The organism is Natronosalvus amylolyticus (assembly GCF_024298845.1).
GTDB lineage: Archaea > Halobacteriota > Halobacteria > Halobacteriales > Natrialbaceae > Natronosalvus > Natronosalvus amylolyticus.
On sequence record NZ_CP101156.1, the window covers coordinates 2,115,828 to 2,138,854 of the forward strand.

The window sequence follows — 23,027 nt, forward strand, 5'->3', positions numbered from 1 at the left end:
TTTCCTTCACATCCCGCCGAGACTGTCGACCAGCTCTCGAGTGACGTCCTCGTGCTCGAGGCGTTGCCCGCCGTAGGTATCCAGAAACGTCTGTGCATCTGCCACTTCACTGAATCCGATGATTTCCTGGCCCATCGCCCCGCGGAGGTCGCTGCCGGCGACCAGCGAGAGCGCTGTCACGTCGGCCTGGTCTTCGGCGTCGAAATGGGCCGAAATGAAGGCTTCGCCGCCCTCATCGAGTGTTTCCCAATCGGCACTCGAGTAGTCCGTGAGGTAGGTGACCAGCGGGTCGTATCCCTCCTCGGCTTCGTCGAGCGTCCAGCCGTAGGTACAGGTGCCACTGCAAAACGTCGCCCGGTCGTCCTCGAGGTCGGGGTGGTCGTCGTAGAACGCCTGCCCGACCGGGCCGGGGTGTTCGGTGAGCACCATGCCACACTGCTCGCAGCTGTCGTCGGCTTCGATAGCCGAAGCCGCTGGGAGCTCGCCATCGTCGCCACCGAGACAGCCGGCGAGTGCGCCGACTGTTCCTGCGCCGGTGGCGACCAGTAGCTGTCGTCTCGTGGGTTGGTTTCGGTCAGCTCCGAAGGGGGCTGTCGGGTCCATACGGTTGCTACGTCGGGGACAGCCAAAGGGCGTCTGGTACAATCTCCGAATGTCCCGACTGTTTTCGAAGAATGCACCAGAACTGACGTCCCTCGGCAGTCCCTGGATACGGTATGAACCGACGCGCGTTGCTTCGCAGTGGTGCCCTCGGAGCCGTGGTCGCAACCGCCGGCTGCCTCGGCTCGCTGCTCGGTGACGAGGGAGCCGAACACGCCGTCCTCGGCCCGCAGGACGATCAGATTGCTGACAGCGCTAATCTCGCATATCCGGCCTACGGCGAGGCCTTTCCCGACTTTTCGCTACCCGACCCGTTTACCGACGAACGCGTCGATACCACCGAAATAGATAGCTGCCTCCTCGTGACGGCCTTTTACACGTTCTGTCCTGCCGAGTGCATCCCGCTAATGAGTACCTTCGCCGGCGTGCAGGCCGAACTCCTCGATGCCGGCCGCGAAGCCGACGCCACGATTCTCGCGATCAGTTTCGACCCGGAACGCGATACGGTGCCGGCACTCGAGGAACACGCCGACATGATGGGGATCGACTACGCGGCCGACAACTGGCACTACCTGCGCCCGGAAGACGACGAGCGCGCGAGCGAAGTCGTCGATGAAAAACTGGGCATCGCCTTCGAACCGACCGACGGCACTGCAGGCTACGACTTCAACCACGCCGTCATCTCGTACCTCGTCAACCCCGACGGCTACGTCGAACGCGCCTATCGAGGCGAGAACCTGCCGGTCGACGGGATTCTCGAGGACCTCGACAGCGTGCTGGCTGCGTACGAATGATCGGTGTGACGCTGCTAGCATCCGAAACCGTGACCCAATTCACCGCACCAGCCGCGAGTTGTGCAGCACCCGACGCGGCCGGCTTCGGCACCGAAGCCGCCGGACCGCTACTGTTCTTTCTGGTCGGGTTGCTCGGCGGTGCACACTGTCTCGGCATGTGTGGCCCGCTGGTAACGACCTACGCAGACCGCCTGCGGGAGGCGGAGGCCGTCTCGAGCGCGAAAGCCGGCCGCTCGAGTCGCCGGGATACGCTCACCCTCCGTGCCGTTCGCCAGCACGCCCTCTGGAATCTGGGTCGCACGGTCAGTTACGCCCTGCTCGGCGGGTTGTTCGGGCTCGTCGGTGCCGGACTCTTTCTCAGCCCGCGAGTTGCCGCGGGCATGCTTGGTGAGATACACGCCGTGAGCGGCCTGCTGGTCGGCGTCGTGATCATCGCCGCCGGGGTGACGTTTCTGCTGGGCCAGGGAACCCTGGGTGCGAGCCTCGGTGCGAGACTGGCTCGAGGACCGCTCGGCCGTCTCCAGCGATGGTTGGGGGCTCGAGTCGACGCGTGGGTGGGCGACGTTCGAATCGTTGGACTTGGTGGTGCACACGGCCTGCTCCCGTGCCCGCTGCTGTACCCGGCGTTTCTGTACGCGCTGGTGCAGGGCTCGCCAGTCGGCGGAATGGTCTCGCTAGCAGCGCTCGGTCTCGGCACGATACCGGCGCTGTTTCTGTACGCGACGGTGTTCCAGTCGGTCTCGCTCGAGACCAGAATGCGATTACACCGATTGCTCGGTGTCGCGTTTATTCTGCTCGGCTACATTCCGCTTCAGCACGGACTGGCCGCAATCGGCATCCCGTTACCACATCCACCGATTCCGTACTATCAGCCGTTGTGAGTACTCGCCAACACCGGTGACCGCTCGAGTACCGACGACTGGACGACGAGAAAACGCGAAATGGTATCGATCGAGTCGACAGTTATCGTGCCGTCGGCGTCACGCCGTTTTTCACGGCCTGTTTCACCTGCAACGCTGCACTCGCGGCCAGCCCGCGAGCGACCTCGTTCCGTTCGTCGCTCTCGATGACGTCCTCGGGAGCGGCCTCGAGGTTCGGCGTGAAGTTCGCACTCACTGGATGGCCGATCGGTGGCTGGACGGCGACCAGCGCCTGTGGTCCCGCGACACCGTCTGCCACGTCCGAATCGACGATGTACTCGTTAGGCAGGAATTCGCGAGTTCGCGCGGCAATCTGTGAGACGTTGCGCTGGAGCGTGCGCTTTTGCTCGAGCGAGAGTTCGGGAACGTCCGCCGCGGCCCGCTGGCCGGCCTGTGTTACCCCCGGCAGCCCCGCATACGGCGTATTTCCATTCATGAGAATTCGCTACGCCAATCAAAGGGACGGGAGGCCAAAAGCGTTCTCCTTACGGCAGTCATTCTCACGCACAAAATTGATATTGTTCGAGAACGGGCGTCGTCACGGGTCCCCGGCCGCCGGTTCGAGTGCGGTGCGCGAGTGCCGTACTCGAGGGCTGTGTTCCCGGCTCGAGCGGTACCTGCGCCTGAAGCACAAGCGTCCACACTGGGACGAAGCAAACAGCTAGAGATGTGCTTGGTTGAACTACACTAATCATAGTGAATGGTTCAATTAAACTAATGTACACCACTATAACGAAAGTAATGATGTTGCGAGTGTCCCCTCAACAGATCGGTTCGCTTTGCCCGTAAACCGCGACGACGATAGCCGTCGTGTAGGTGCCGGAGTCCGCAACCGCTGTCTCCGACCGAATCCCTGGTTCGGTAAACGACCAGTCTCGGAGACCCTGCCCGGCCTCGAGTCCCTCGAGCACCCGACGTTCGACGTCTTCCCGTTCGGTCTCGCCCGAGGTTTCGTAGAACAGCCCCGGACCGGTTTCGGTCGCCTCGCTGTCCCTCGACGCCGGCTCCGACTGGGCCCACGCCAGCGCCGCGCTGACTCGTCCCGGACCGGCCGTCGTCGCTCGAGCCTGAACCACCGTCAGGCGGTTACCAGCCGGACCGAGATCCGGTGCCGTGCCGACGGCTTCGACCTCGGTATCGGCCGGAATCACCGACGAGACCGTGACGAGATTGTAGTTTTCGATACCCGCATCGGCGAGTGCCCCGTCGTAGGAGGCCATCTTCGTCGGCGCGGTTGCCGACCCCCAGACGACGCGAATTGTGCTCATAGCCACCTGTCGGGGACCGCCGGCGTAAGGACTTGCGATTCGGCCTCGAGGACTCGAACGCGCTCGTACAACGAAAGCCCGCCAGGGCACCGATCAGTCGAAGAAGTAGTTCGCCGAGGTGACGATTTCGCTCTCGCCGGCCTCGATCTTCTCGAGGGCGGCCTCGAAATCCTCGTGGGTGACGTTCGTCCGCTCGTTGCGGATAGCGAACATCCCGGCTTCGGTCGACAGCGATTCGATTTCGGCTCCGGAGAAGCCTTCGGTCGCCTCAGCCAGCGCCGCGAAGTCGACGTCGTCGTCGACGTTCATCCGGCGAGTGTGGATCTCGAGAATCTGTTTCCGACCTTCCTCGTCGGGTTCTGGCACCTCGATGAGGCGGTCGAATCGGCCGGGGCGCAAGATGGCGTCGTCGAGCATGTCGAACCGGTTCGTCGCGGCAATAATACGGATGTCGCCGCGTTCGTCGAACCCGTCCATCTCCGAGAGCAGTTGCATCATGGTCCGCTGAACTTCGGCGTCGCCGGAGGTTTTCGACTCCGTTCGACGTGCAGCGATGGCGTCGATTTCGTCGATGAAGATGACCGCCGGTTCGCGCTCTCGAGCCATCTCGAACAGGTCTCGAACGAGTCGGGACCCCTCGCCGATGAACTTGCGGACGAGTTCCGAGCCGGCCATCTTGATGAACGTCGCGTCGGTCTCGTTGGCGACCGCCTTCGCGAGCATCGTTTTCCCGGTTCCGGGTGGCCCGTAGAGGAGGACGCCAGCCGGGGGCTCGATGCCGACCGAATCGAACAGTTCGGGCTGGGTCAACGGCTGTTCGACGGCTTCGCGAACCTCACGGACCTGTTCGTCGATGCCGCCGATGTCGGCGTAGGTGACCGCAGGCTTGGCCGTAATCTCCATCGTTTGTGCGCGGGCGTCGGTTTCGGCCGACAGAATCCGCTGGATACCGAACGAGTCGTTGACTGCGACCCGGTCGCCGGGGTCGAGTCGGTCGGCAAACTGTGGCGATACTTCCGTCAGCACCTCCTGATTGTTGCCGTGTTGTTTGACGATAACCTCATTTTCCATGAGGTCCTCGACCGTTGCGAGGTACAGCGACGAGCTCTTGAGCGTCTCGTTTTCGCGCTGCGTCCGATCGGCCTGTGCTTTGAGCGACGACTGACGCTCGCGGGCAGCCTCGAGCTGGGTGGCGAGCTGTTCGTTGGCTTCGACCAACTGCTCGAAGTGCTCGCGAAGCGCCTCGAGCCGCTCGCTATCGGGGAGATCGGGATCGATATCCCGCGTTGGTGTGTCGGGAAGTGACGGGCTTCGAGACATCGTGACGACCGTGGATAACTGCCGACGATACATCTGCCTTTGGGTCCCGGACGCATCTCGCCGAAAAACAGTATTGCCGATAGATAAATACGGTTTGGCTCCAAATTCCGGGTATCTGTGACAAGTTCGCTCTTTTTGTTGTATGCCCTCATATTCGGCCTCAGTTCACTCGCGTGTTTTAGTAGCGTCCCTCGCGCACGGGCAATCCAACACAAAGACACTCGAGTCGGGCTGACCTGGTTGCTCGTACTGAGTGGGGGCTGGGCAGCCGCCCACGTCGGGTATCTGCTCGCCCCGACGGACGGACTCACCCTGGGTTTTTATTACATTGGCCTGGTGATCGGTATCGGTGCCGTCGGCCCCTGGCTCCACTTCTGTTCGGCATACACGGGCCGAACGCTCCACCGTAACCCGACCTACCGACGCCTCGCCGTGGGGACCTACCTCGCTATCGTCGGCGTCAAACTCACCAACGGGCTACACGGGCTCTACTTTACGGCCGAGTGGACCACATCGCCGTTCAACCATCTGTTGATCCACCACCAGCCACTCCACTGGGTCGTCATGGGGCTCGCCTACGCCCTCTCGTTCGTCGGGTTTTTCATGCTCCTCGAACTGTTCGAACGCCTGAACCACGATACGACGCCCATCGTCGTGTTGTTAGCGTTGACCGGTGCACCCATCATCCTCGACATCCTCGGCGCGTTCCGCACGGCGCTGATCGGCACGACGTACTCTCCAATCGGCGTCGCCATCTTCGCCGTCGGCATGCTGTACGTCTACGTCGAGAAGTTTCAGACGATACAACTCGCGGGTAAACACGACGAACCCATCGTGATTCTCGACGCCGACGACCACATCCGTGATTACAACGAAAACGCCCGCGGGTTGTTCCCCGAACTGGACCAAACGGACGCCATCGGCGAGCACATCGACGCCGTGGTCCCAGCACTGACCGAAGCCCTCGAGCACGATCAACCCCTCTTCAGGCGCGAACGGGGAGACGACACCCGCTGGTACCGTCTCGGCGAAAGCCCCTTCGGGGCCGGAAACACTGATCTCGGGCGCATCTTGACCATCGCCGACGTGACCGAACAGGAGCGCTACCGACAGGAACTCGAGCGACAGAACGAGCGCCTCGAGTCCTTCGCGAGCATGATAAGCCACGACCTGCGCAATCCCCTCTCGGTCGCCAACGGTCACCTCGAGATGGCCAGAGAAAGCGACGAGCCCGCCGAACACCTCGCCATCGTCGAAGAGTCACACGACCGGATGGAAGCCCTCATTCAGGACGTCCTCACACTGGCCCGGCAAGGGAATCCGATAGACGAACTCGAGCCCGTCGAGGTGGGAGCCCTCGCCCCCGCAGCCTGGGAGATGGTGCACACCCACGGTGCGAGGCTGCGCCTGGCAGACGGCCTGGAAGACAGGTGGGTACGTGCGGACCCCGACCGCCTGCAACAGCTGCTAGAAAACCTGTTCCGAAACGCCATCGAGCACGGTGTGCCCGAATCCCCCGACACCCCTATCCCTGACGGTGCAGAGGATTCGGCCGCGATGGCATCGTTCACCGTCACCGTCGGCGCACTCGAGGACGGCGGCTTTTACGTCGAAGACGACGGAGTCGGCATTCCGGCCGAGGACCGCGAGACGGTGTTCGATTCGGGCTACACGACGAACCCGGACGGAACTGGACTGGGACTGGCTATCGTCGCCGAAATCGTCGACGCCCACGACTGGGCGATTCGGGCTACTGAGGGAATGGACGGTGGCGCTCGCTTCGAAATTACGGGCGTCGACGCCGTCACCACCACATCGCCGCCAACGCCGGGACGGTAACCAACGCGTTGCCTGTTACTCGAGCAACGAATCGAGTTCCTCGAGTCGGTCCCGATACGTCGACAGCGCACGGTCGATCGGCTCGGGAGAACTCATGTCGACACCGGCGATCTCGAGTAGCTCGAGTGGGTACTCTCGGGACCCGCGCTCGAGGAATGCGCGATAGTCCGCCGCGGCGTCCTCGCCTCGCTCGAGGATATCTTCGGAGATGGCCAGCGCCGCCGAGATGCCGGTCGCGTACTGGTAGACGTAAAACGCCCGATAGAAGTGTGGGATGCGCATCCACTCGCGGTGGATACGGTCGTCGATAGCGGCCGGCTCGTAGTACTGGCTTTTGAGGTCGCCGAACAGCTCGTCCAGCCGGTCGGCGGTCAGCGGTTCGCCGGCCTCCTCGAGAGCGTGTGCTTCGTGTTCGAACTCCGCGAACAGCGTCTGTCGGTACAGCGTCGAGCGGACGCGCTCGAGGAACTCGTTGAGAATCGCCTTCCGGAACTCGGGGTCTTCGACGGTCTCGAGCAGGTGGTGGGTGAGCAGAGCCTCGTTGACCGTACTCGCAACCTCGGCCACGAAGATTTCGTAGCCGGAGTAGACGTAGGGCTGTTCGTCTTTGGTGAGTTCGGAGTGCATCGAGTGCCCGAGTTCGTGGGCCAGCGTGTACATCGAGGCGACGTCGTCCTGGTAGTTCATCAGGATGAACGGCTGGGTGTCGTAGGTGCCTCCGGAGTAGGCTCCCGAACGTTTGCCATCGTTTTCGTAAACGTCGACCCACCGCGAGTCGAGCCCCTCGGCGACCCGAGACTGATATTCCTCGCCCAGCGGGGCGACGGCGTCGACGACGTACTGCGCCGCGTCGTCGTACTCGACGTCCGGCCCCTCGTCACCGGTCAGAGGCATGTAGAGGTCCCACATTTGCAGTTCGTCGACACCCAGCGCCTCGCGTTTCAGTTCGGCGTGTCGGTGCAGGTGCTCGAGGTTGTCGTGGACGCTCTCGACGAGGGTGTCGTACACCTCGACCGGGACGTTGGGGCCGTCCAGGGCGGCCTCGCGGGCCGTCTCGTAGTTTCTCGCCTGCGCAAGTTTGACGTCAGTTTTGACGCTGTTTTTGTACGAGGCGGCAACGGTATTGCGGACCGATTCCCACTCATCGAAGTAAGCCTCGTAGACGCGCTGGCGGAAGTCGCGGTCGGGGCGTTTGAGCAGGTTGACGAAGTTGCTCTGGGTGATCTCGATTCCCTCACCATCGTCGTCTCGCGGCCCCTCGTCGCTCGACGGTTCCGCAGCGCGCTTGGCCTCGCTCTCCGCCACCGTCGGGAAGGTCATATCCGCGTTCGAGAGCATGTTGTAGACCTCGCCAGGGGCACCCGTGACCTCGCTCAGGTCGGCCAAGAGCGCCTCGACTTCGGCCGAACGGGTGTGCGGTTTCATTCGTAACACGTCGTCGACGTAGTGCTCGTAGGTCTCGAGCCCCGATTCTGCCTCGAGCATAGCCTCGAACTCGCCTGCCGTCAACTGCTGCAGTTCGGGTTCGATAAACGAGGCGGCCGAACTCGCCTCAGCAGCCAGCGACTGGGCGCGAGCACTCAGCGCCTGGTACTCCTGATTCGTCGTATCCTCGTCGCTTCGCATCCGCGCGTAGGCCGCGATGGTGGAAATCTCGCGCATCAGGCTGTCGCGCAACTCGAGAATCGAAAGCAGCGTTTCAGCGTCCTCGGTCGTCTGCCCCTCGTAACTCGCCACCTCCTCGATACGGTCGGCCGCATCCTCGTAGGCTGACTCCCAGTCTTCGTCGCTCGCGTAGATGCTCTCGAGGTCCCAGGTATATTCCTCGTCGATCTCCGACCGCGTGGGAACGGAACTCATGCGAGATGTTTTGGAACGAAACTGGTAAAGGGTGTCGAACTATCGCTCGAGGACAATGATGGACCCGCTCGATTCACTCCATCTCTTGGGTCTCGGCGTCCGTCCCTCGAGTCGCGAGGGCGCCCAGCGCAAGCAACATCGCCGCCGGAATCGCTGCCGTCTGCAAGAGGACATCCCAGAACGAAAAAACGACTAATCCGAGGGCGCCGAGATAGCCCCACTTCGCCTCGTTACGAACGATGCCGAGTGCACCCACCCAGCCCGAAAGCACCAGTGCCGACAGCAACAGAAACCGATCGTGAGTGTACCCAAAATCGAGCAATAGCGCAGGAGCTAGCAGCGTGATTCCAACTACTGCCGCCAGCCCGCTCCACCCGAGTACGTCACGCCAGAGAGCCATCGTCCGGAAGTGCGGACCGAACCGTCATAATCACGGCGACTCGAGGCGCAACTCGTTACCGGTCTTCTGGAGCGAATTCGGTCGTCAGGTCGAGGGTCGCTACCGACGCTGGGAGCGTCTCGAGGACCGAGGTGGGCCAGCCACGGTGACCCAGCGTGAACGCGGTGTCGGGGTTCGCTTCGACGAGGCGAGTGACGCCGCTTGCTGCGGCCTCGAGGGCCGCCCGGTCACGGCGGTCGGGCACTTCAGCCGTTAGCGGGTACGTTCGCGAGAGCGCGCGCGGGAACGGCCCGAAGGGCGGTTTCACCCGCCAGGAGGCGTCGAAACGCTCGTCGCTCGAAGCCTCTCCCTCGGTGAGAAACACCGAATCGGGCACCTCGAGGCGCTCGAGACGTCGGTGATGGCGCACAACCTCGGGGCGACGGGCACTCTCGTGTGAGGTGTAGAAAAAGGGCCCTTTCGAAACGGGGTCGGTCCGCTCGAGTTGGCCGGCGTGAGCCAGCAGTGCCCGGTAGCCGTCGAGCATCGTCGGGTGGGAGCGCGCCCGCTGTTCGACGAGTTCGAGCAAGCGCCCGGCTCGAATCGCCTGCTTGATGCGTCGAATCTCGGCGAAGCTGACGTGCAAGTTGTGTCGAGCCAGCGCCGTCTCGCGTTCGGCGTCCGGGAGGGCGGCCAGCGAGTCGGGGTCGTTGTCGGTACAGACCGGACACGAACACGGCAGGTACGACAGGTCCTCGAGGTGACGGGTTCCGCTGACGGTCAGGTAGCGGTCGTCTCTGGCATACAGCGCGTACGCCGCCGAGTCGAACAGATCACAGCCCATGGCGACCGCCAGCGCGAACATCATCGGGTGTCCGGCCCCGAAGAGGTGGACGGGCGCGTCGGCACCGAGACCCCGCTTTGCCCCGGCGATAGCGTCGACCATGTCGTCGTAGCGATAGTCGTTCATCAGCGGGACGACAGCACCGATTGGGAACACGTCGAGGTCGGTTCCGTCGGCGTGCTCGCCCGCTCGCTCGCGCAAATCCGGATACGTAGACCCTTGCACCGGGGCGTTGACAAGCATCTCACCCGTATCGACGCCCTCGGCGATTTCGAGTCGCTTCTGTGTCGTCTCGAGTTCCGCCTCGGCCCGTTCTCGGGAGACGTCCGGCGGCGTCGGAATGTCGACCGGGGTCGCGATGTCTGAGCCGATATCGTGCTGGAACTCGAGGATTTCCTCGGTGGTGACGGTGATCTCGCCGTACTCCGAGAGCTGAAACGAGCCCGAATCGGTCATGATCGCACCGTCGAAGTCGAGCAAGTCGTGGAGACCGTCCTCGAGGGCGCGTTCGCGAACGTCCTCGCTGTTGTAGACGATGTAGGCGTTCGTAATCAGAATCTCCGCCCCGAACTCGGTCTCGAGCTGTCGGGGTTCGACCGTGTCGAGGTGGGGGTTGATGACCGGTAAGAGCGCCGGGGTTTCGACCGTGACGTCGGCTCGCGGGACCGTGAGTTCGCCGAGTCGGCCGCCGGCGTCCGTCGCCCGGATTTCGAAGGACTCGCGCATTTATCGTGTCTTGCCGAGGACGGCGGTAAACGTTCCGTTCTGCTGCGGTGGGGTGACCTTTCGGTGTGAGGTCGCTGTCAGCCCGATAGCAACTGCGGGCCAAACAGCATGAACAGGAAGCTAAAGAGCATCGTCACCCCGACGGTGGTCGTGACGAGCCGAACCATGCCTCGAGTTGCATCGAAGGGGAGCCTCGAGAGGACCGCTTCCGTGCTGTTTCGAAGGATGTGGCCGCCGTCGAGCGGGAACGCCGGAATGCAGTTGAAAAAGCCCAGTTGAACGTTGATCCAGCCGGTCCAAAAGAGCATGTTTGCGACGGCGAAGACGGTCCAGTCACCGAAGATTGCAAGCGCGCCCTGTGCTTCATAGAAGTTCTCGATACCGCCGGTAAAGCCCGCGAAGTTGTACGGGAGCAGTTCGATCACCGAGACGATGGGCAAAAAGAGCACGAACGCGATCTTGCCGAGGAAGCTGTCGGTCACGCCCCCGTAACTGCCGTCGGCGTCACCGCCGAGAATCGCGAGGTACTCGTCGGCCGGATACAGCTCGATACCGCCATCGTTGACGATGACCCCCGAAATACCCTGAATGCCGAAGAAGCCGACCGTGCCACCGCCGGTCAGCTGACTGCGCTCGCCCAGTTCGACCGTGTAACTGACCGGTTCGCCGTCGAGATAACCGCCCACCTCGACGGTGTCGCCGGGATCGGTCGAACCAAGATGCGAAGACAGCGACTCGTAAGATGGCGTTCGTTCGCCGTCGAACGAGGTGATGACGAACCGTTCGCCCGGCGGCGCGCCAGCATCAGCGAGCGGGCCGTCCTCGGTTATGTCGACGTAGCTCCCGACGGGGACCGACTCGAGTGTCTGGCGCTCGCCATCGCGCTCGATTGTCAGCGTGACCGTTTCGTCGTCCCCGACGGCCTCGAGGAAGCCGGCCTCGGTGACGACAGATTCGCCGTTAACCGCGAGAATCAGGTCACCCTTCTCGAGGCCGAGCGGGTTGCCGTCGGTCACTGCCGTCACCGGCAACGCCTGTTGCATCTCGGCCGTCTCCTCGCCGTTGATCTCGACTTGTACCGAGTCCCCGCCTTCGGCCTCGAGGCGGTCGGTCAGGTCGTCGTTGCCCTCGATGGCCTGCCCGTTGATCGCCGTAATCCGATCGTTAGGGGCGATACCGGCGCTGTCTGCTGGCGAACCGGGTGCAACGCCACCGACGGCGGCACCTGGTGCGACGGCGATGGCGCCGGCCACCGGGCCGAAGAGGATGGCGAAGGCGATGATCGTCACGACGAAATTAAACGTAACCCCGGCTGCGAACATCCGCGTCTGGCCGCCTCGAGAGGCTTTGCGACTGCTCTTTTGATCAGGTTCGACGAACGCACCGATTGGCAACAACGCAAAGAGGGCGACCCCCATCGAGTTGATATCGATGTCCTCGACCCGGCAGAGCAGGCCGTGACCGCCCTCGTGGACGACGAGGCCGACAAGTAGACCGAAAACGATACCGGGAGTCGCCGACAACGGCAGGAACTCGTTGACACCCGGAATCACGAGGACGTTCGTCGGCTGCTGGACGCTCGAGGCCTGTGGTGCCTGACTCGAGAGAATAGCCGCCGAGAGCAAGAAAAAGAACATGGCACCCATGACGACGATCGAGATACCGACCCCGATGTTGGCCCACGCTCGCCAGAACCGCTTGGGCCGGGAAAGTCGGTCGAGGAACGCACGGCCACGCTTGGTGTGGACGGTCAGGATAGGGCCCTGTGCGCTCACGTAGTCGGGGAGCAGGCCGCGATTGCGCAGCGACACGATGGCCAGCCAGTACAAACCGATGCCGAGGAGTATCCAGAGTACCGTGTCCGAAACCGGGAGCGAGGGCATAGAGAGGAGCGCGGACAGCTGCATTGGTACCCTCTCAGGGAGGCGCGGCCAAAGGCGTTTTGTCTGCTTGCTCGAAGCGAATTTGGTGGGAGGTCACTCGAGATAGTTCTGGCAGCCTCACTCGAGTTCGCGTTCGTACCTCGAAATGGCGCTGGCAACCTCACTCGAGAGAGATTCAAAGAACGCGTTAGCGCTCGCGACGCAGTCGGTCGACGACGAACGTCTGGTCGACTTTTCCGAGGAACGGACCGAGTTTTGGCCCCTGTGACTCGTCGAAAAAGAGCCGGTAGCCGGCGCCAAAAAAGTCGCCGACATCGACGTCGTGGCGTCTCGCAGCCTCGTAAATCTCACCCTGGATCGCCTCGCCGTCGTGGCCCTCCTCGATGAAGTCAGCGAGGTCCTCGAGGGCAACCTCGGTCGCCGCGTCGAATTCGTGGTCTGGAATCGTCTCGCGTTTGAGTTCGTAGTCGAACTCGTTTTCGGTGCGACGCGCCCAGTTTCGAGCGCGTTCGACGCGAGCGAGGGCATCTTCGACCGCCCAGTCTGGCGCGTCATCGGGGATGTGACCCTCTCTTCGGGCGATTTCCTCCCGCAGCTCGGGATCGTCGGTCATCCCGAGGACGGCCGCGAAGGTGTAGGGGAGACGAATTCGTTCGGCGCGCTCCTCGAGGGACAGTTCCGAACCCTCGCCTGCCGTCGAGACGCCGTCCATCACGAGCGGATACACCCGGTCGGCAAAGGCCCGTTCGTCCTCACTGGCGTCGACCTCGCCGAAGTACGTCGCCTCGAAGCGGTCGAACTCGTCGACCAGCAAGTCGAGACGCTCGATGCTGAAATCGCGTGCCTTCGCCGGGTCTTTGGCGAAGAAATACCGGAGGACTTCCGGCTCGAGGACCTCGAGCACGTCCGAGACGAGGATGACGTTCCCCTGTGATGAAGAGAACGGTTCGCCATCGAGGGTGAACCACTCGTAGACCATCGGTACGGGTGGGTCGATGCCGAGGACGTTTCGAGCGATGTCCTCGCCGCTGGGCCAGGAGCCCTCGGCGTGGTCTTTGCCGAACGGTTCGAAATCGACGCCCAGCACCTGCCACTGGCCGGGCCACTCGAATCGCCAGGGCATCTTCCCCTCGCGGAACGTGGCCGCCCCCTCGTGGCCACAACCACTGATCGTCCGGTCGCCTGCTTCCATATCCGTACACGTATACTCGACGGTGCCCGCCTCGAGGTCGACCCCAGTGACGGTTTCGGTCACCTTGCCACACTCGGCACAGATCGGGTTGAACGGAACGTACTCGCCGTCGACTTTGTCCTGGTAGTTCGACAGCACGGCAGCCGCCTGGTCGCGGTTCTCGAGAACGTGCTCGACCACCGGGTCGAACTCGCCTGATTCGTACAGCTCGGTCGTCGAGACGAGGTCGATCGGTACCTCGAGGGCGTCGGCACTCCGCTGGATAATCGTCGAGAAGTGCTCGCCATAGGAGTCACAACAGCCAAAGGGGTCCGGGATGTCGGTGTACGGCGATCCGAGGTTCCGTCCGAGTGCGCCCGCGTTGACCGCACCCAGGTCGACCAGGTTTCCCTCCAGATCACAGAGCGTCCGTGGGAGTTTCCGTAGTGGATCACGGTCGTCGGCAGTGAACACCTGCCGCACCTCGTGACCGCGTTCGCGCAACACCGCGGCCACGTAGTAGCCGCGCATGATCTCGTTCATATTCCCCAGGTGGGGCACCCCGGACGGGGAGATACCGCCTTTGATCACGACCGGTTCCTCGGGATCTCGAGCCTCGACGCGGTCGGCGACCTCGTCGGCCCAGAAGGCGTGATAGTCGTCGTCGGCCGTCTCCTCGGTCTCGCGCTGGAGCGTGTAGGGACTGCTGGCGTCGGCTTCGCGTGTCTCCTCAGTGCTCATTGGCATCGCTCGCCCAGTAAGTCGGTGCTTCACCAGCCGATTCGGGGATAACGTCAGTTCCTTCGTGGTCGCCGTGTCTCACCGCTCGAGCGATGCGCTCGGGGTCGGTGCCGTCGAGCACGATGGTTCGCATTCCCGAGCGCTGAATGATCTTCGCTGCGAGCAGGTCGACCGGCGCAGACGCACCAGCGTTCATCTCGAGGCCGGCGATCACGTCGACGAGATCGGCTGCAGAGAGTTCGTCGTACTTCGTCGCCGACTCGTCTTCGTTTGGATCCGCGGAGTAGACGCCGGGAACGCTCGTCGCGTAGACGAGCAAGTCGGCATCGACGTACTCGGCGAGAGCAGCCCCGACCGCGTCAGTCGTCTGTGCCGGGGCAACTCCGCCCATCACACAGATGTCGCCCGACCGGAGCGCGTCGCCAGCCGTTTCGTAATCACGGGCTGGGGCGGTAATCACATCCTCGCCGAGGGCGGCGATGAGCAGCCGTGCGTTCAGGCGGGTAACGTCGATACCGAGTTGATCGAGTTCGATCTCGTTTGCACCCAGCTCTCGAGCAGCGCCGATGTATTCGCGGGCGACACCGCCACCCCCGACGACGGCACCGACTCGACAGCCCTCAGAAACGAGATCTTCGACGACGGCTGCGTGAGATTCCACCCGAGCTGCACCCGGTTCGGGAACCAACACGCTGCCACCAATGGAGACGACCACTTTCATACTACCGCGGTGTAACCGGGAAATCGTCTTAAGGGTTGTTAAGCCCGATTAGCGGTCGAGCCGCGAACGAGGATCGACCGCGACGATAGCTACAAAACGCCAGGCATCCACCTATTCGGTATGTACGTACTCGGCGTTACCGATAGCGGCGCAGGCGACGCCCCCCTCGAGCGAACGGCAGATATGATCGTCGACCGACTCTCGCGTGCGGGCCGCGTCGGCGTCCTCCGGTACGACGCCACGATCGCCGACGGAACCGCCGACTTGCGGGCCTCGGGGCTGACCCCCGGCGGCGACGTCACCTACGCCCTCGGCGCCGACGGCGACTGGAGCGCCACGGGTACCGAACGGTCCATGGAAGACGTGCTCGATTCGCTCGCCCTCGAGTGTTCGTACGCCGTCGTTATCGGGCACGAGTTAGCCTCCTATCCCTCGGTCGTCGTCGGAGATGAGGCGGACCACGACCTGTCTGGCTCGGTGATCGCAGCCGTCGAAAGTCCGGGCGAACTGGACATCGAGGCGGTCGTGAGTGACCTCGAAGCCACCGAACCGTACGAAACGCTCGACTCACTCGTCGCCCGGATCAAGCGCTCCCCTGCGGCCGAGCGTGCGGGCGCGATCGCCACCTTCACCGGCCGCGTCCGGGCAAAAGACGACGACGATGATCCCCGAACGGAGTACCTCGAGTTCGAGAAATACGAGGGTGTCGCCGACGAGCGAATGGCCGCACTCGAGGCAGAACTCGAGGCCAGAGACGGGGTGTACGGCGTACTGCTATATCACCGAACTGGCATCGTTGCAGATGGTGACGACATCGTCCACGTCGTCGTCCTGGCCGGCCACCGAACCGAAGCGTTCCGGACGGTCGAAGACGGGATCAACCGCCTCAAGGACGAGGTACCCCTATTTAAAAAAGAGATCACGGTTGACGACGAATTCTGGGTTCACGACTCGAGCGAGTGAGATGTGTTCGCCCTAATGCGACCGGAATTATCGTATTTTACGCGAATAGAATGAGCTAAATAGATAAACAGTCACGAAATGACGAAGGTCACGAGTAATAGCATATTACAGCTTCAGAGAGAGTTTTAAAACATCTAAAGCCTTCTCAGCCAGTTATAAAATGTTAAATCAGTTGTCGTGAAACGTCTGTTACCCGGCAGTCAGCTGAAGTTACCTGAAACTGCTCGAAGTAACCTCCCTTTATAACACCATCCCACCGGTAGGGACAGGTGCCGATGAGCACGACAGCCCAACCCTCCACGGAAAGCAAAGAACTGCGCCTGAAGCAGTACCTTCGCGATCGCGCCGCAGAAGGTGAAATGTACTTCAAAGGGAAGTTCATCGCTGACGACGTCGGGCTCTCCCCGAAAGAGATTGGCGCCCTAATGGTCAAGCTCTCGGAGTCCGCGACGGACCTCGAGATCGAGAAGTGGTCGTACACGAGTGCGACCACGTGGCGTGTCGCCCCCGCCTGATCGTGTCATCGCCACCGTCGCCCTGAACTGACTTCCCGGGCGTGTGCCCTCCACATCTGCACACGCTCTCGAATCACACGCACCGCTCACCGACCGTACACCCAACCTGTATCACACGCACCGCTCACCGACCGTACACCCAACCTGTATCACACGCACCGCTCACCGACCACCCACCCGTCGCTTGCACCCTTCGAGTGACCCCATACGCTTCGAACGAGCGCACACTCCTCGAGGCGTCATAGGGATTGTCGTCACTACGTACCGGACAGTGGCCGGCCCCCGTCCGTCACTGGCCGGAAGGGACGACTACAAACCCTCTCGGTTACTCGCTCGAGCACGGGAATCGATCGCTCCGCCATGCCGATCACCGGGCGGACGCACGTCCGCCTTTTTACCGCAGAATTATACGCCTTCGAGCGAGCTACGCACCCTCGATCAAACGCGATAGCTGTGCCGGGGGAACTGCCCCGCGAGCGGCGTGCTCGCCGTAAACGAACGTCGGGACACCACGGACGCCCGCCTCCTGGGCCGCACGAAACTGCGCCTCGAGGTCATCGCGGAGCGACTCGTCCTCGAGTGCAGCACGGATTTCGGCCTCGGGGACCTCGAGGTCAGTCGCGAGGGCGACGAGTACGTCCGGGTCGCCGATATCGCGGCCCGCTTGCCAGAGTGCCTCGAAAACCGCTTCCTCGAACGATAGCCACGTCTCGTAGGGATAGTGGCCGTTGATGTAGTACGAGACGACCTGTGCGGGCAACGAGTCGACCTCGGTCGCGAGCGTCTGGTGCATCTCGAGGTCGTACTGTTCGGACAACCGCTCGACGTTCGCTTTGGCCTGTGCGTAGTAGTCGTCGTCTTTCCCGTCATCGACCGAGCTATCGATGCTCCCGTCGGGGTTTCGCTTTCCCGCCCGCAAATCGAACGGGTGCCACTCGATCTCGAGAGGCTCGTCCCGCGTCTCCTGATACCGCTCGAGGGATTCGCGACCGAGATAACAGAACGGACACACGTAATCGGAGTACACCGTCACGGTTGCTGCCGACGAGTCAGTCATATCGGATGGCTAGTCGGTCGACAGGTAAAAAGAAGGCGCGGTCGTGTCCGCTCGAGACACACAGCTCTGTTCGATGTTGAGTATGTTTGTTCGTACGTGACACAATCGTCCGCTCGTCTCGCTCGAGTCGACGATATCTACGCGCCGGCGCGGCGTTTATACCGACGGAGCCCAAACCCGAGAGCGAGCAATGGAGACGGTTGAGTCGGTCGATGGGCCGCCACTCGAGACGATCGAGTCGGTATTTTCGGTCTACGAAATCGCCACCGACGGCGAGGAGATTCATTATTACGGAACGCCGTTACAGGCCCCCGAGCCGATGATGCGAGAACTCTGGGGCGTCTTTCGAAAACACGGCTACGACGTCCAGTTGACCGTTCGTCACGGCGAGTACGTTCTCGTCGCCGAACCGCTATCACTGGGCATCGATACCATCCCCTGGACGAACATCCTGCTGTTCGTCGCTACCGTCTTTTCGACACTGTTTGCAGGCGCAATGTGGTACGGCATCGACCCGATCGGAGAGCCAACGCAGGTCTGGCGTGCCTGGCCGTTTACCGTCGCTATTCTGGGCGTCCTCGGCGTCCACGAGATGGGCCACTACGTCCTGAGTCGGTACCATCGGGTGAACGCATCACTGCCGTACTTCCTCCCCGTCCCGACCCTCATCGGGACCATGGGCGCGGTAATCAAAATGAAAGGCCAGATGCCCGACCGCAAGGCTCTGTTCGACATTGGCGTCGCCGGCCCGCTCGCCGGCCTCGTCGCTACCGTCGTCGTCACCGTCGTCGGCCTCTACCTGCCGCCGGTTCCCGTCCCCGAAGGAGCTACCGATCCCAGCGCCACCCAGATTCGGCTAGGCTTTCCGCCCCTCCTCGAGTTGATCGCAGCCGTTATCGACCAGCCGTTGTATACCGATGATCCCCGGCAGAACGTGAATCCGGTCGTCATCGGCGGCTGGGTCGGCATGTTCGTCACGTTCTTGAACCTGATCCCAGTGGGGCAACTCGATGGCGGACACATCCTGCGCGCGATGGCCGGCGACTTACAGGAAACGATTGCAGCGCTGGTCCCTGGCGTCCTGTTTGCCCTGGCAGGCTACCTCTATTACCTGGGCGGCTACAGCGGCAACACGGTGTTCATCTGGGTGTTCTGGGGGCTCTTTGCGGGGTTGCTCGCCGCCGTCGGCCCTGCCGTCCCGGTCGACGACCAGCGACTCGACCGGAAACGGTTCGCTCTCGGTGTCTTCACCTTCGGCTTAGGCCTCCTCTGTTTCATGCCGACACCCATCGTGATCGTCAATTGATCGCGACTCGTGGAGAACACTCGAGCTAAAAGAAATCGATTCCCTCGAGCGGTTCAAGTGGGCCAGCAGTTGCGCAAATGTGTAAATAGCGTAATCCGTCATCAGAAAGATTTTATCAATTAGATTTAATGTGTCGGACACGATGTCTGGATCTGGAAATGACCAATCGGTGCTAAAGTGGTTTGCACTCCCAGCCATACTCACGTTTTTTCTCGTTAATCTCTTTCAAATCAGCCCCTTTCTCTCGGTCTGGACCACATCGATACTTGGTGGAGGGAACCTTCTTTGGTTACTCCTGATTCCCACATATTCCTTACTCCTGGCGCTTCTCGTGGGAGGTTGTAGTTACCAGTTAGCCACTCGGAGACAGCGCGAACGGTCAGTGTGAACTCATAGGGATTATCGCAGCCATCCGAATGTTTCGTCATCGGTGCAGGCACCGTTTTCGGCCTCCAAGGACGGATTGATGCGTATCTAGGATAATATCTATCACTCGCCGTGGGTGTACCCCTGGTCCGGAAGGTCCTCACCATCGAGCGTGATGCCCGCATCTGCCTCGAGGACTCGACCGACGACCGATAGCGAGCACTCGAGTGACGCACGGACCCGCGAAACGGCGTCTTCTGGCATCGTACAGACGAGTTCGAAGTCCTCTCCGAAGGTGATCCCTCGCTTCAGGACGGCGTCTCGAAACGTTCCATCCTCGGTTTCGGGGGTCGTCTCCATCGCGGCCTCGAGCGCCGGGTCGATCGGAATCGGGTCGCGCTCGATGGCAAAGCCACAGTCCGACGCGGCAGCCAGCTGGTGGAGCGACCGGGCGAGGCCATCGCTCGAGTCCATCATCGCCGTCGCTTCGGGTGCGAGTCGGCGACCGGCCCGTATCCGTGGCTCGAATCGAAAGAGTTCGTTCGCTCGTTCGTGGTCACCCGCTTCGAATCGGTCGAGAGCGGCCGCGCTCCGCCCGAGCGTGCCAGTAACGCAGACGACGTTTCCCGGTTGGGCACCCGAGCGAAACACCGGATCGCTCGTCTCCCCGACGGCCGTCGTGGCGACAGTGAACTCCTCGTGGGTATCGAGGTCGCCACCGACGTATTCACCGCCGACGGCCGCACAGACGTCTCGAGCGCCCCGGACGTAGGCCTCGAGTTCGTCGGCGTCGAACGTCGGAGCTGCGTATGCGGCGACGGCCGCTTTCGCGCGTGCGCCCATCGCGGCGACGTCCGAGAGGGAAGCGCCGACCGAGCGCCAGCCTGCCGTATAGCGCGTCGTCCCTGCCGGGAAATCCGTCTTCTCGTGCAGCATATCCGTCGTCACCACCAGGTCGTCGACCACGGCGGCGTCGTCACCAACCGGCTCGAGACGATCCTCGAGCAACGCGAGAGCAGCCCGTTCGTCCATAGGAAGCGTTTCGTGCCCCAAACGAAAAACGAACCGGGTCGGGCTGGCCCATCCAAACAGGCTCGAACCCATGCACGCACAGCCATGAGAGAGAATCACACCGAGGCGGGCGGCTGGACAACGATGTGCTTAAATGGCGCGAGAGGGAACGAAACCCCAATGGCTACAATGTACGACGTTCCGGCGGACGCGCTCATCGAAGCGCTCGCCGAGGACCTCGCTGATGACCTCGAGGAGCCCGAATGGGCCCCGTACGTCAAGAACGGTGCCAACCGAGAACTGCCCCCGGAACAGGAGAACTTCTGGTCGGTTCGTGCGGCCAGCCTCCTGCGGAAAGTCGCCGACGACGGACCCGTCGGTATCGAGCGACTCGCCACCGAGTACGGCGGCGCAAAACGCGGCTCGAACCGATATCAGGTCGCCCCGGCCAAACGCGCCGATGGCTCCCGTAACGTCATCCGAACGATTCTCCAGCAACTCGAGGAACTCGACCTCGTCGAAACCGCAGACGGTGAAGGCCGACGCATCACAGCCGAGGGCCGCAGCCTGCTCGACGACACCGCTGGCGAGGTGCTCGCCGATCTCGACCGCCCGGAACTCGAGCGCTACGCGTAACTCGTTTCGTCGCTCGAAGCGTCCGTTTTACCCACCCACTCTCGAGCGCTGCGTCCGTCTCCGTAATCATTTTCTCCGTCCGCGGATAACACGTTTGTATGAACGGTGGACGATCGGAAGACGACCTCGAGGAACTGCGCCGCAAGAAACTCGAGCAGTTGCAAGAGCAGGCCGAAAGCGGTGGCGGCCAGGGGCAGGCAAACGCCGAGGCTCAAGAAGCTGCACAGCAACAGGCCGAAGCCAAGCGCCAGGCGCTGTTGCGACAATATCTGACCGACGACGCCCGCAAGCGTCTCAACACGGTCAAGATGAGCAAACAGCAGTTTGGCGAACAGGTCGAACAACAGATCGTCGCGCTGGCCCAGAGCGGGCGCATTCAGGGCAAGATCGACGATCAGAAGATGCAACAGCTGTTGAAGGAACTCAAACCCGAGAAAAAGAGCTTTGACATCCAGCGACGGTGAGTCGGTGTCGATGTCAGGCCCTCTGCGTCTCGGCTTGCTGTATAGCGGCGGCAAAGACTCGACGTTAGCCGCCATGTTGCTCGACGAGTTTTACGACGTCACCGTCATGACGGCCACGTTCGAGATTACTGACGACTGGAAATACGCCAGGGAAACGGCCCAATCCATGGGCTTCGAGTTCGAACGGCTCGAACTCGACCGGCAGGTTGCCGAAGACGCCGTCGACACCATCCGCAACGATGGCTTTCCTCGTAACGGGATTCAGCGAGTCCACCAGCACGCCCTCGAGCGCCTGGCCGACTCCGGGTTCGATGCCATCGCAGACGGGACGCGACGTGACGACCGAGTCCCCACGGTGTCGCGCGCACAGGCCCAGAGCCTCGAGGACCGACACGACGTCGATTACATCGCCCCGTTGTCCGGGTTCGGTCGGCGAGCGGTCGACCGGCTGGTCGAGTCGACGCTCGACGTGACCGTCGGTCCGAGCGAGGAGATCACGCGAGCGGATTACGAAGCCGAACTGCGGGCACTCATCGCCGAAGCCGACGGCGAAGAATCGATCGGTTCGCTCTTCCCAGCCCACGAACAGACGTACGTGACGGGGTTCAACGACAGGTAGTTTCCAAGGCGGACACGAACGTCGCCGAGAGCGTTTTTACACTCGAGCGGTACAGTTGATTCCCACTCGAGCGTTACACAGGAACCGAGAGGACCATGGCGCGAGACACCTCGAGGACGGTCGGGACGGTCTCGAGAATCGTCGTGAGGCCGTCGAGCGTGCTCGACGTGATGGCGTCGACGTCCTCCTCGTCACCGAACCGGAGCACGAGATAGAGCATGCCGAACTGGAAGGCGTTGAATCCGGCGTGAGCGATCGTTGGGACGAACAGGTTATCGGTGACGGCGTACAGATAGCCGAAGATTATCGAGCCACCGAAGACGACGACGAGCGAGAAGGCGATGGCCGTCGTCGGTTCGAGAGAGCCGTCAGCGGCGAGTGCATACGCTGGAAGGTGGACGACGGCAAAGATCACGCTCGTGATAACGACTGCCTGGCTTTTCGAGAAGGCCGCGTACAGTCGCGTCTGTATCACACCACGGAACAGGAACTCCTCGGCGGGCGCGTTGAAGAGAAAGACGATAGCGATCATGATCAACACCATCGTCGGGTCAGTGCCGATAAAATTCATCACCGAATTTTCCGAGGACGGGATCTCCAGGACGATCGACACCGCGTTCATCGCAAACAGGAACACCAGGCTGATGCCGACGCCAGCGATAGCGATTCCGATGCCGCGGGTGGAGGGAGCCTTGAGGTTGACGAACGACCAGTCGCGTTCGGTCCACCAGAGATAAACCGCCCCGGCGACGAAAAAGCCGAGGAAGTTCAGCGTGAAAAACACCGTCCGAAGCGCTCGAGAGGTCTCGGTTGGTGCATCCATCAGGTTCGAATCGACGAGAATCGTTGGAAGGGTCAGGAGTTCTGCAGTGAAGATGCCAGCAATCGTCAACCCGATTGCGACGAATACCGACCGTATCGGTGTCCCAGAGCGGTCAGCTGTTTCCATAGCCCGATTTGGGTGTCAAAGACCTTGGGCGTTCCTCTCTCGGTGTCAGCCTGTTCACTCGAGCGACGGACTCGG

General features: G+C 62.1%; 22 protein-coding genes. 9 read left to right on the top strand and 13 right to left on the bottom strand.

Features of this window, described 5'->3' with window-relative positions:
- Nucleotides 1–6 precede the first annotated feature (6 nt).
- A complete protein-coding gene (locus tag NLK60_RS10055; RefSeq protein WP_254807663.1) occupies nt 7–603 on the bottom strand; it encodes a nitrous oxide reductase accessory protein NosL in 597 nt (198 codons plus the stop codon).
- Between the two features lie 113 nt (nt 604–716).
- Between NLK60_RS10055 and NLK60_RS10060 the strand changes: the two genes are divergently transcribed.
- Entirely contained in the window at nt 717–1,394 is a 678-nt protein-coding gene (locus tag NLK60_RS10060; protein WP_254807664.1) for an SCO family protein, read from the top strand.
- A complete protein-coding gene (locus tag NLK60_RS10065) occupies nt 1,391–2,275 on the top strand; it encodes a sulfite exporter TauE/SafE family protein (protein ID WP_256530370.1) in 885 nt (294 codons plus the stop codon). The genes NLK60_RS10060 and NLK60_RS10065 overlap by 4 nt, the downstream gene beginning before the upstream one ends.
- A gap of 82 nt (nt 2,276–2,357) precedes the next feature.
- Here NLK60_RS10065 and NLK60_RS10070 read toward each other — a convergent pair whose 3' ends face one another.
- From NLK60_RS10070 to pan2, 3 genes are all read right to left on the bottom strand, one after another.
- Nucleotides 2,358–2,750 (bottom strand): DUF5811 family protein, encoded by a 393-nt coding sequence (locus NLK60_RS10070; RefSeq protein WP_254807665.1) that lies wholly within the window; start codon nt 2,748–2,750, stop codon nt 2,358–2,360.
- Nucleotides 2,751–3,075: 325 nt separating this feature from the next.
- Nucleotides 3,076–3,582, bottom strand: coding sequence for a pyruvoyl-dependent arginine decarboxylase (locus NLK60_RS10075; protein ID WP_254807666.1), 507 nt, complete (start codon nt 3,580–3,582; stop codon nt 3,076–3,078).
- A gap of 93 nt (nt 3,583–3,675) precedes the next feature.
- Entirely contained in the window at nt 3,676–4,902 is a 1,227-nt protein-coding gene (pan2, locus tag NLK60_RS10080) for a proteasome-activating nucleotidase Pan2 (RefSeq protein WP_254807667.1), read from the bottom strand.
- Between the two features lie 117 nt (nt 4,903–5,019).
- Here pan2 and NLK60_RS10085 point away from each other — a divergent pair, with 117 nt between their 5' ends.
- Nucleotides 5,020–6,741 (top strand): sensor histidine kinase, encoded by a 1,722-nt coding sequence (locus NLK60_RS10085; RefSeq protein ID WP_254807668.1) that lies wholly within the window; start codon nt 5,020–5,022, stop codon nt 6,739–6,741.
- 15 nt (nt 6,742–6,756) lie between these two features.
- Here NLK60_RS10085 and pepF read toward each other — a convergent pair whose 3' ends face one another.
- From pepF to pyrH, 6 genes are all read right to left on the bottom strand, one after another.
- Nucleotides 6,757–8,601, bottom strand: coding sequence for an oligoendopeptidase F (gene pepF, locus NLK60_RS10090; protein WP_254807669.1), 1,845 nt, complete (start codon nt 8,599–8,601; stop codon nt 6,757–6,759).
- Between the two features lie 73 nt (nt 8,602–8,674).
- Complete coding sequence (locus NLK60_RS10095; protein ID WP_254807670.1) at nt 8,675–9,001, bottom strand: hypothetical protein; 327 nt, start codon at nt 8,999–9,001, stop codon at nt 8,675–8,677.
- A gap of 55 nt (nt 9,002–9,056) precedes the next feature.
- On the bottom strand, nt 9,057–10,550 hold the full coding sequence (gene tgtA / locus NLK60_RS10100; protein ID WP_254807671.1) for a tRNA guanosine(15) transglycosylase TgtA: 1,494 nt from the start codon (nt 10,548–10,550) through the stop codon (nt 9,057–9,059).
- 77 nt (nt 10,551–10,627) lie between these two features.
- A complete protein-coding gene (locus NLK60_RS10105; protein WP_254807672.1) occupies nt 10,628–12,457 on the bottom strand; it encodes a site-2 protease family protein in 1,830 nt (609 codons plus the stop codon).
- Between the two features lie 163 nt (nt 12,458–12,620).
- Nucleotides 12,621–14,345, bottom strand: a complete 1,725-nt coding sequence (gene lysS / locus NLK60_RS10110) for a lysine--tRNA ligase (RefSeq protein WP_254807673.1) — start codon at nt 14,343–14,345, stop codon at nt 12,621–12,623.
- Entirely contained in the window at nt 14,335–15,066 is a 732-nt protein-coding gene (gene pyrH, locus NLK60_RS10115; protein ID WP_254807674.1) for a UMP kinase, read from the bottom strand. Before pyrH ends, lysS begins: the two co-directional genes overlap by 11 nt.
- 120 nt (nt 15,067–15,186) lie before the next feature.
- Between pyrH and NLK60_RS10120 the strand changes: the two genes are divergently transcribed.
- Together NLK60_RS10120 and NLK60_RS10125 are read left to right on the top strand one after the other, a co-directional pair.
- Nucleotides 15,187–16,029 carry a molybdopterin synthase gene (locus NLK60_RS10120; protein WP_254807675.1) on the top strand — a complete coding sequence of 281 codons (843 nt, stop codon included), beginning with the start codon at nt 15,187–15,189 and terminating at the stop codon, nt 16,027–16,029.
- A 275-nt stretch (nt 16,030–16,304) separates the two neighbouring features.
- Nucleotides 16,305–16,544, top strand: coding sequence for a DUF7123 family protein (locus NLK60_RS10125; protein WP_254807676.1), 240 nt, complete (start codon nt 16,305–16,307; stop codon nt 16,542–16,544).
- Between the two features lie 424 nt (nt 16,545–16,968).
- On the opposite strand, the gene NLK60_RS10130 is transcribed toward NLK60_RS10125, so the two are convergent.
- On the bottom strand, nt 16,969–17,601 hold the full coding sequence (locus NLK60_RS10130) for a DsbA family oxidoreductase (protein WP_254807677.1): 633 nt from the start codon (nt 17,599–17,601) through the stop codon (nt 16,969–16,971).
- A 190-nt stretch (nt 17,602–17,791) separates the two neighbouring features.
- Between NLK60_RS10130 and NLK60_RS10135 the strand changes: the two genes are divergently transcribed.
- Entirely contained in the window at nt 17,792–18,907 is a 1,116-nt protein-coding gene (locus NLK60_RS10135) for a site-2 protease family protein (protein ID WP_254807678.1), read from the top strand.
- A 489-nt stretch (nt 18,908–19,396) separates the two neighbouring features.
- On the opposite strand, the gene thiL is transcribed toward NLK60_RS10135, so the two are convergent.
- Nucleotides 19,397–20,305 (bottom strand): thiamine-phosphate kinase, encoded by a 909-nt coding sequence (gene thiL, locus NLK60_RS10140; RefSeq protein ID WP_254807679.1) that lies wholly within the window; start codon nt 20,303–20,305, stop codon nt 19,397–19,399.
- 159 nt (nt 20,306–20,464) lie between these two features.
- Between thiL and NLK60_RS10145 the strand changes: the two genes are divergently transcribed.
- From NLK60_RS10145 to NLK60_RS10155, 3 genes are all read left to right on the top strand, one after another.
- On the top strand, nt 20,465–20,920 hold the full coding sequence (locus NLK60_RS10145) for a 30S ribosomal protein S19e (protein ID WP_254807680.1): 456 nt from the start codon (nt 20,465–20,467) through the stop codon (nt 20,918–20,920).
- A gap of 98 nt (nt 20,921–21,018) precedes the next feature.
- On the top strand, nt 21,019–21,384 hold the full coding sequence (locus NLK60_RS10150) for a DNA-binding protein (protein ID WP_254807681.1): 366 nt from the start codon (nt 21,019–21,021) through the stop codon (nt 21,382–21,384).
- 22 nt (nt 21,385–21,406) lie between these two features.
- The gene (locus NLK60_RS10155; RefSeq protein WP_254810463.1) at nt 21,407–22,003 is read left to right on the top strand and encodes a DUF7411 family protein; all 597 of its coding nucleotides are present in this window, start codon (nt 21,407–21,409) and stop codon (nt 22,001–22,003) included.
- A gap of 73 nt (nt 22,004–22,076) precedes the next feature.
- On the opposite strand, the gene NLK60_RS10160 is transcribed toward NLK60_RS10155, so the two are convergent.
- Nucleotides 22,077–22,952 (bottom strand): CPBP family intramembrane glutamic endopeptidase, encoded by an 876-nt coding sequence (locus NLK60_RS10160; RefSeq protein ID WP_254807682.1) that lies wholly within the window; start codon nt 22,950–22,952, stop codon nt 22,077–22,079.
- Nucleotides 22,953–23,027 lie beyond the last annotated feature (75 nt).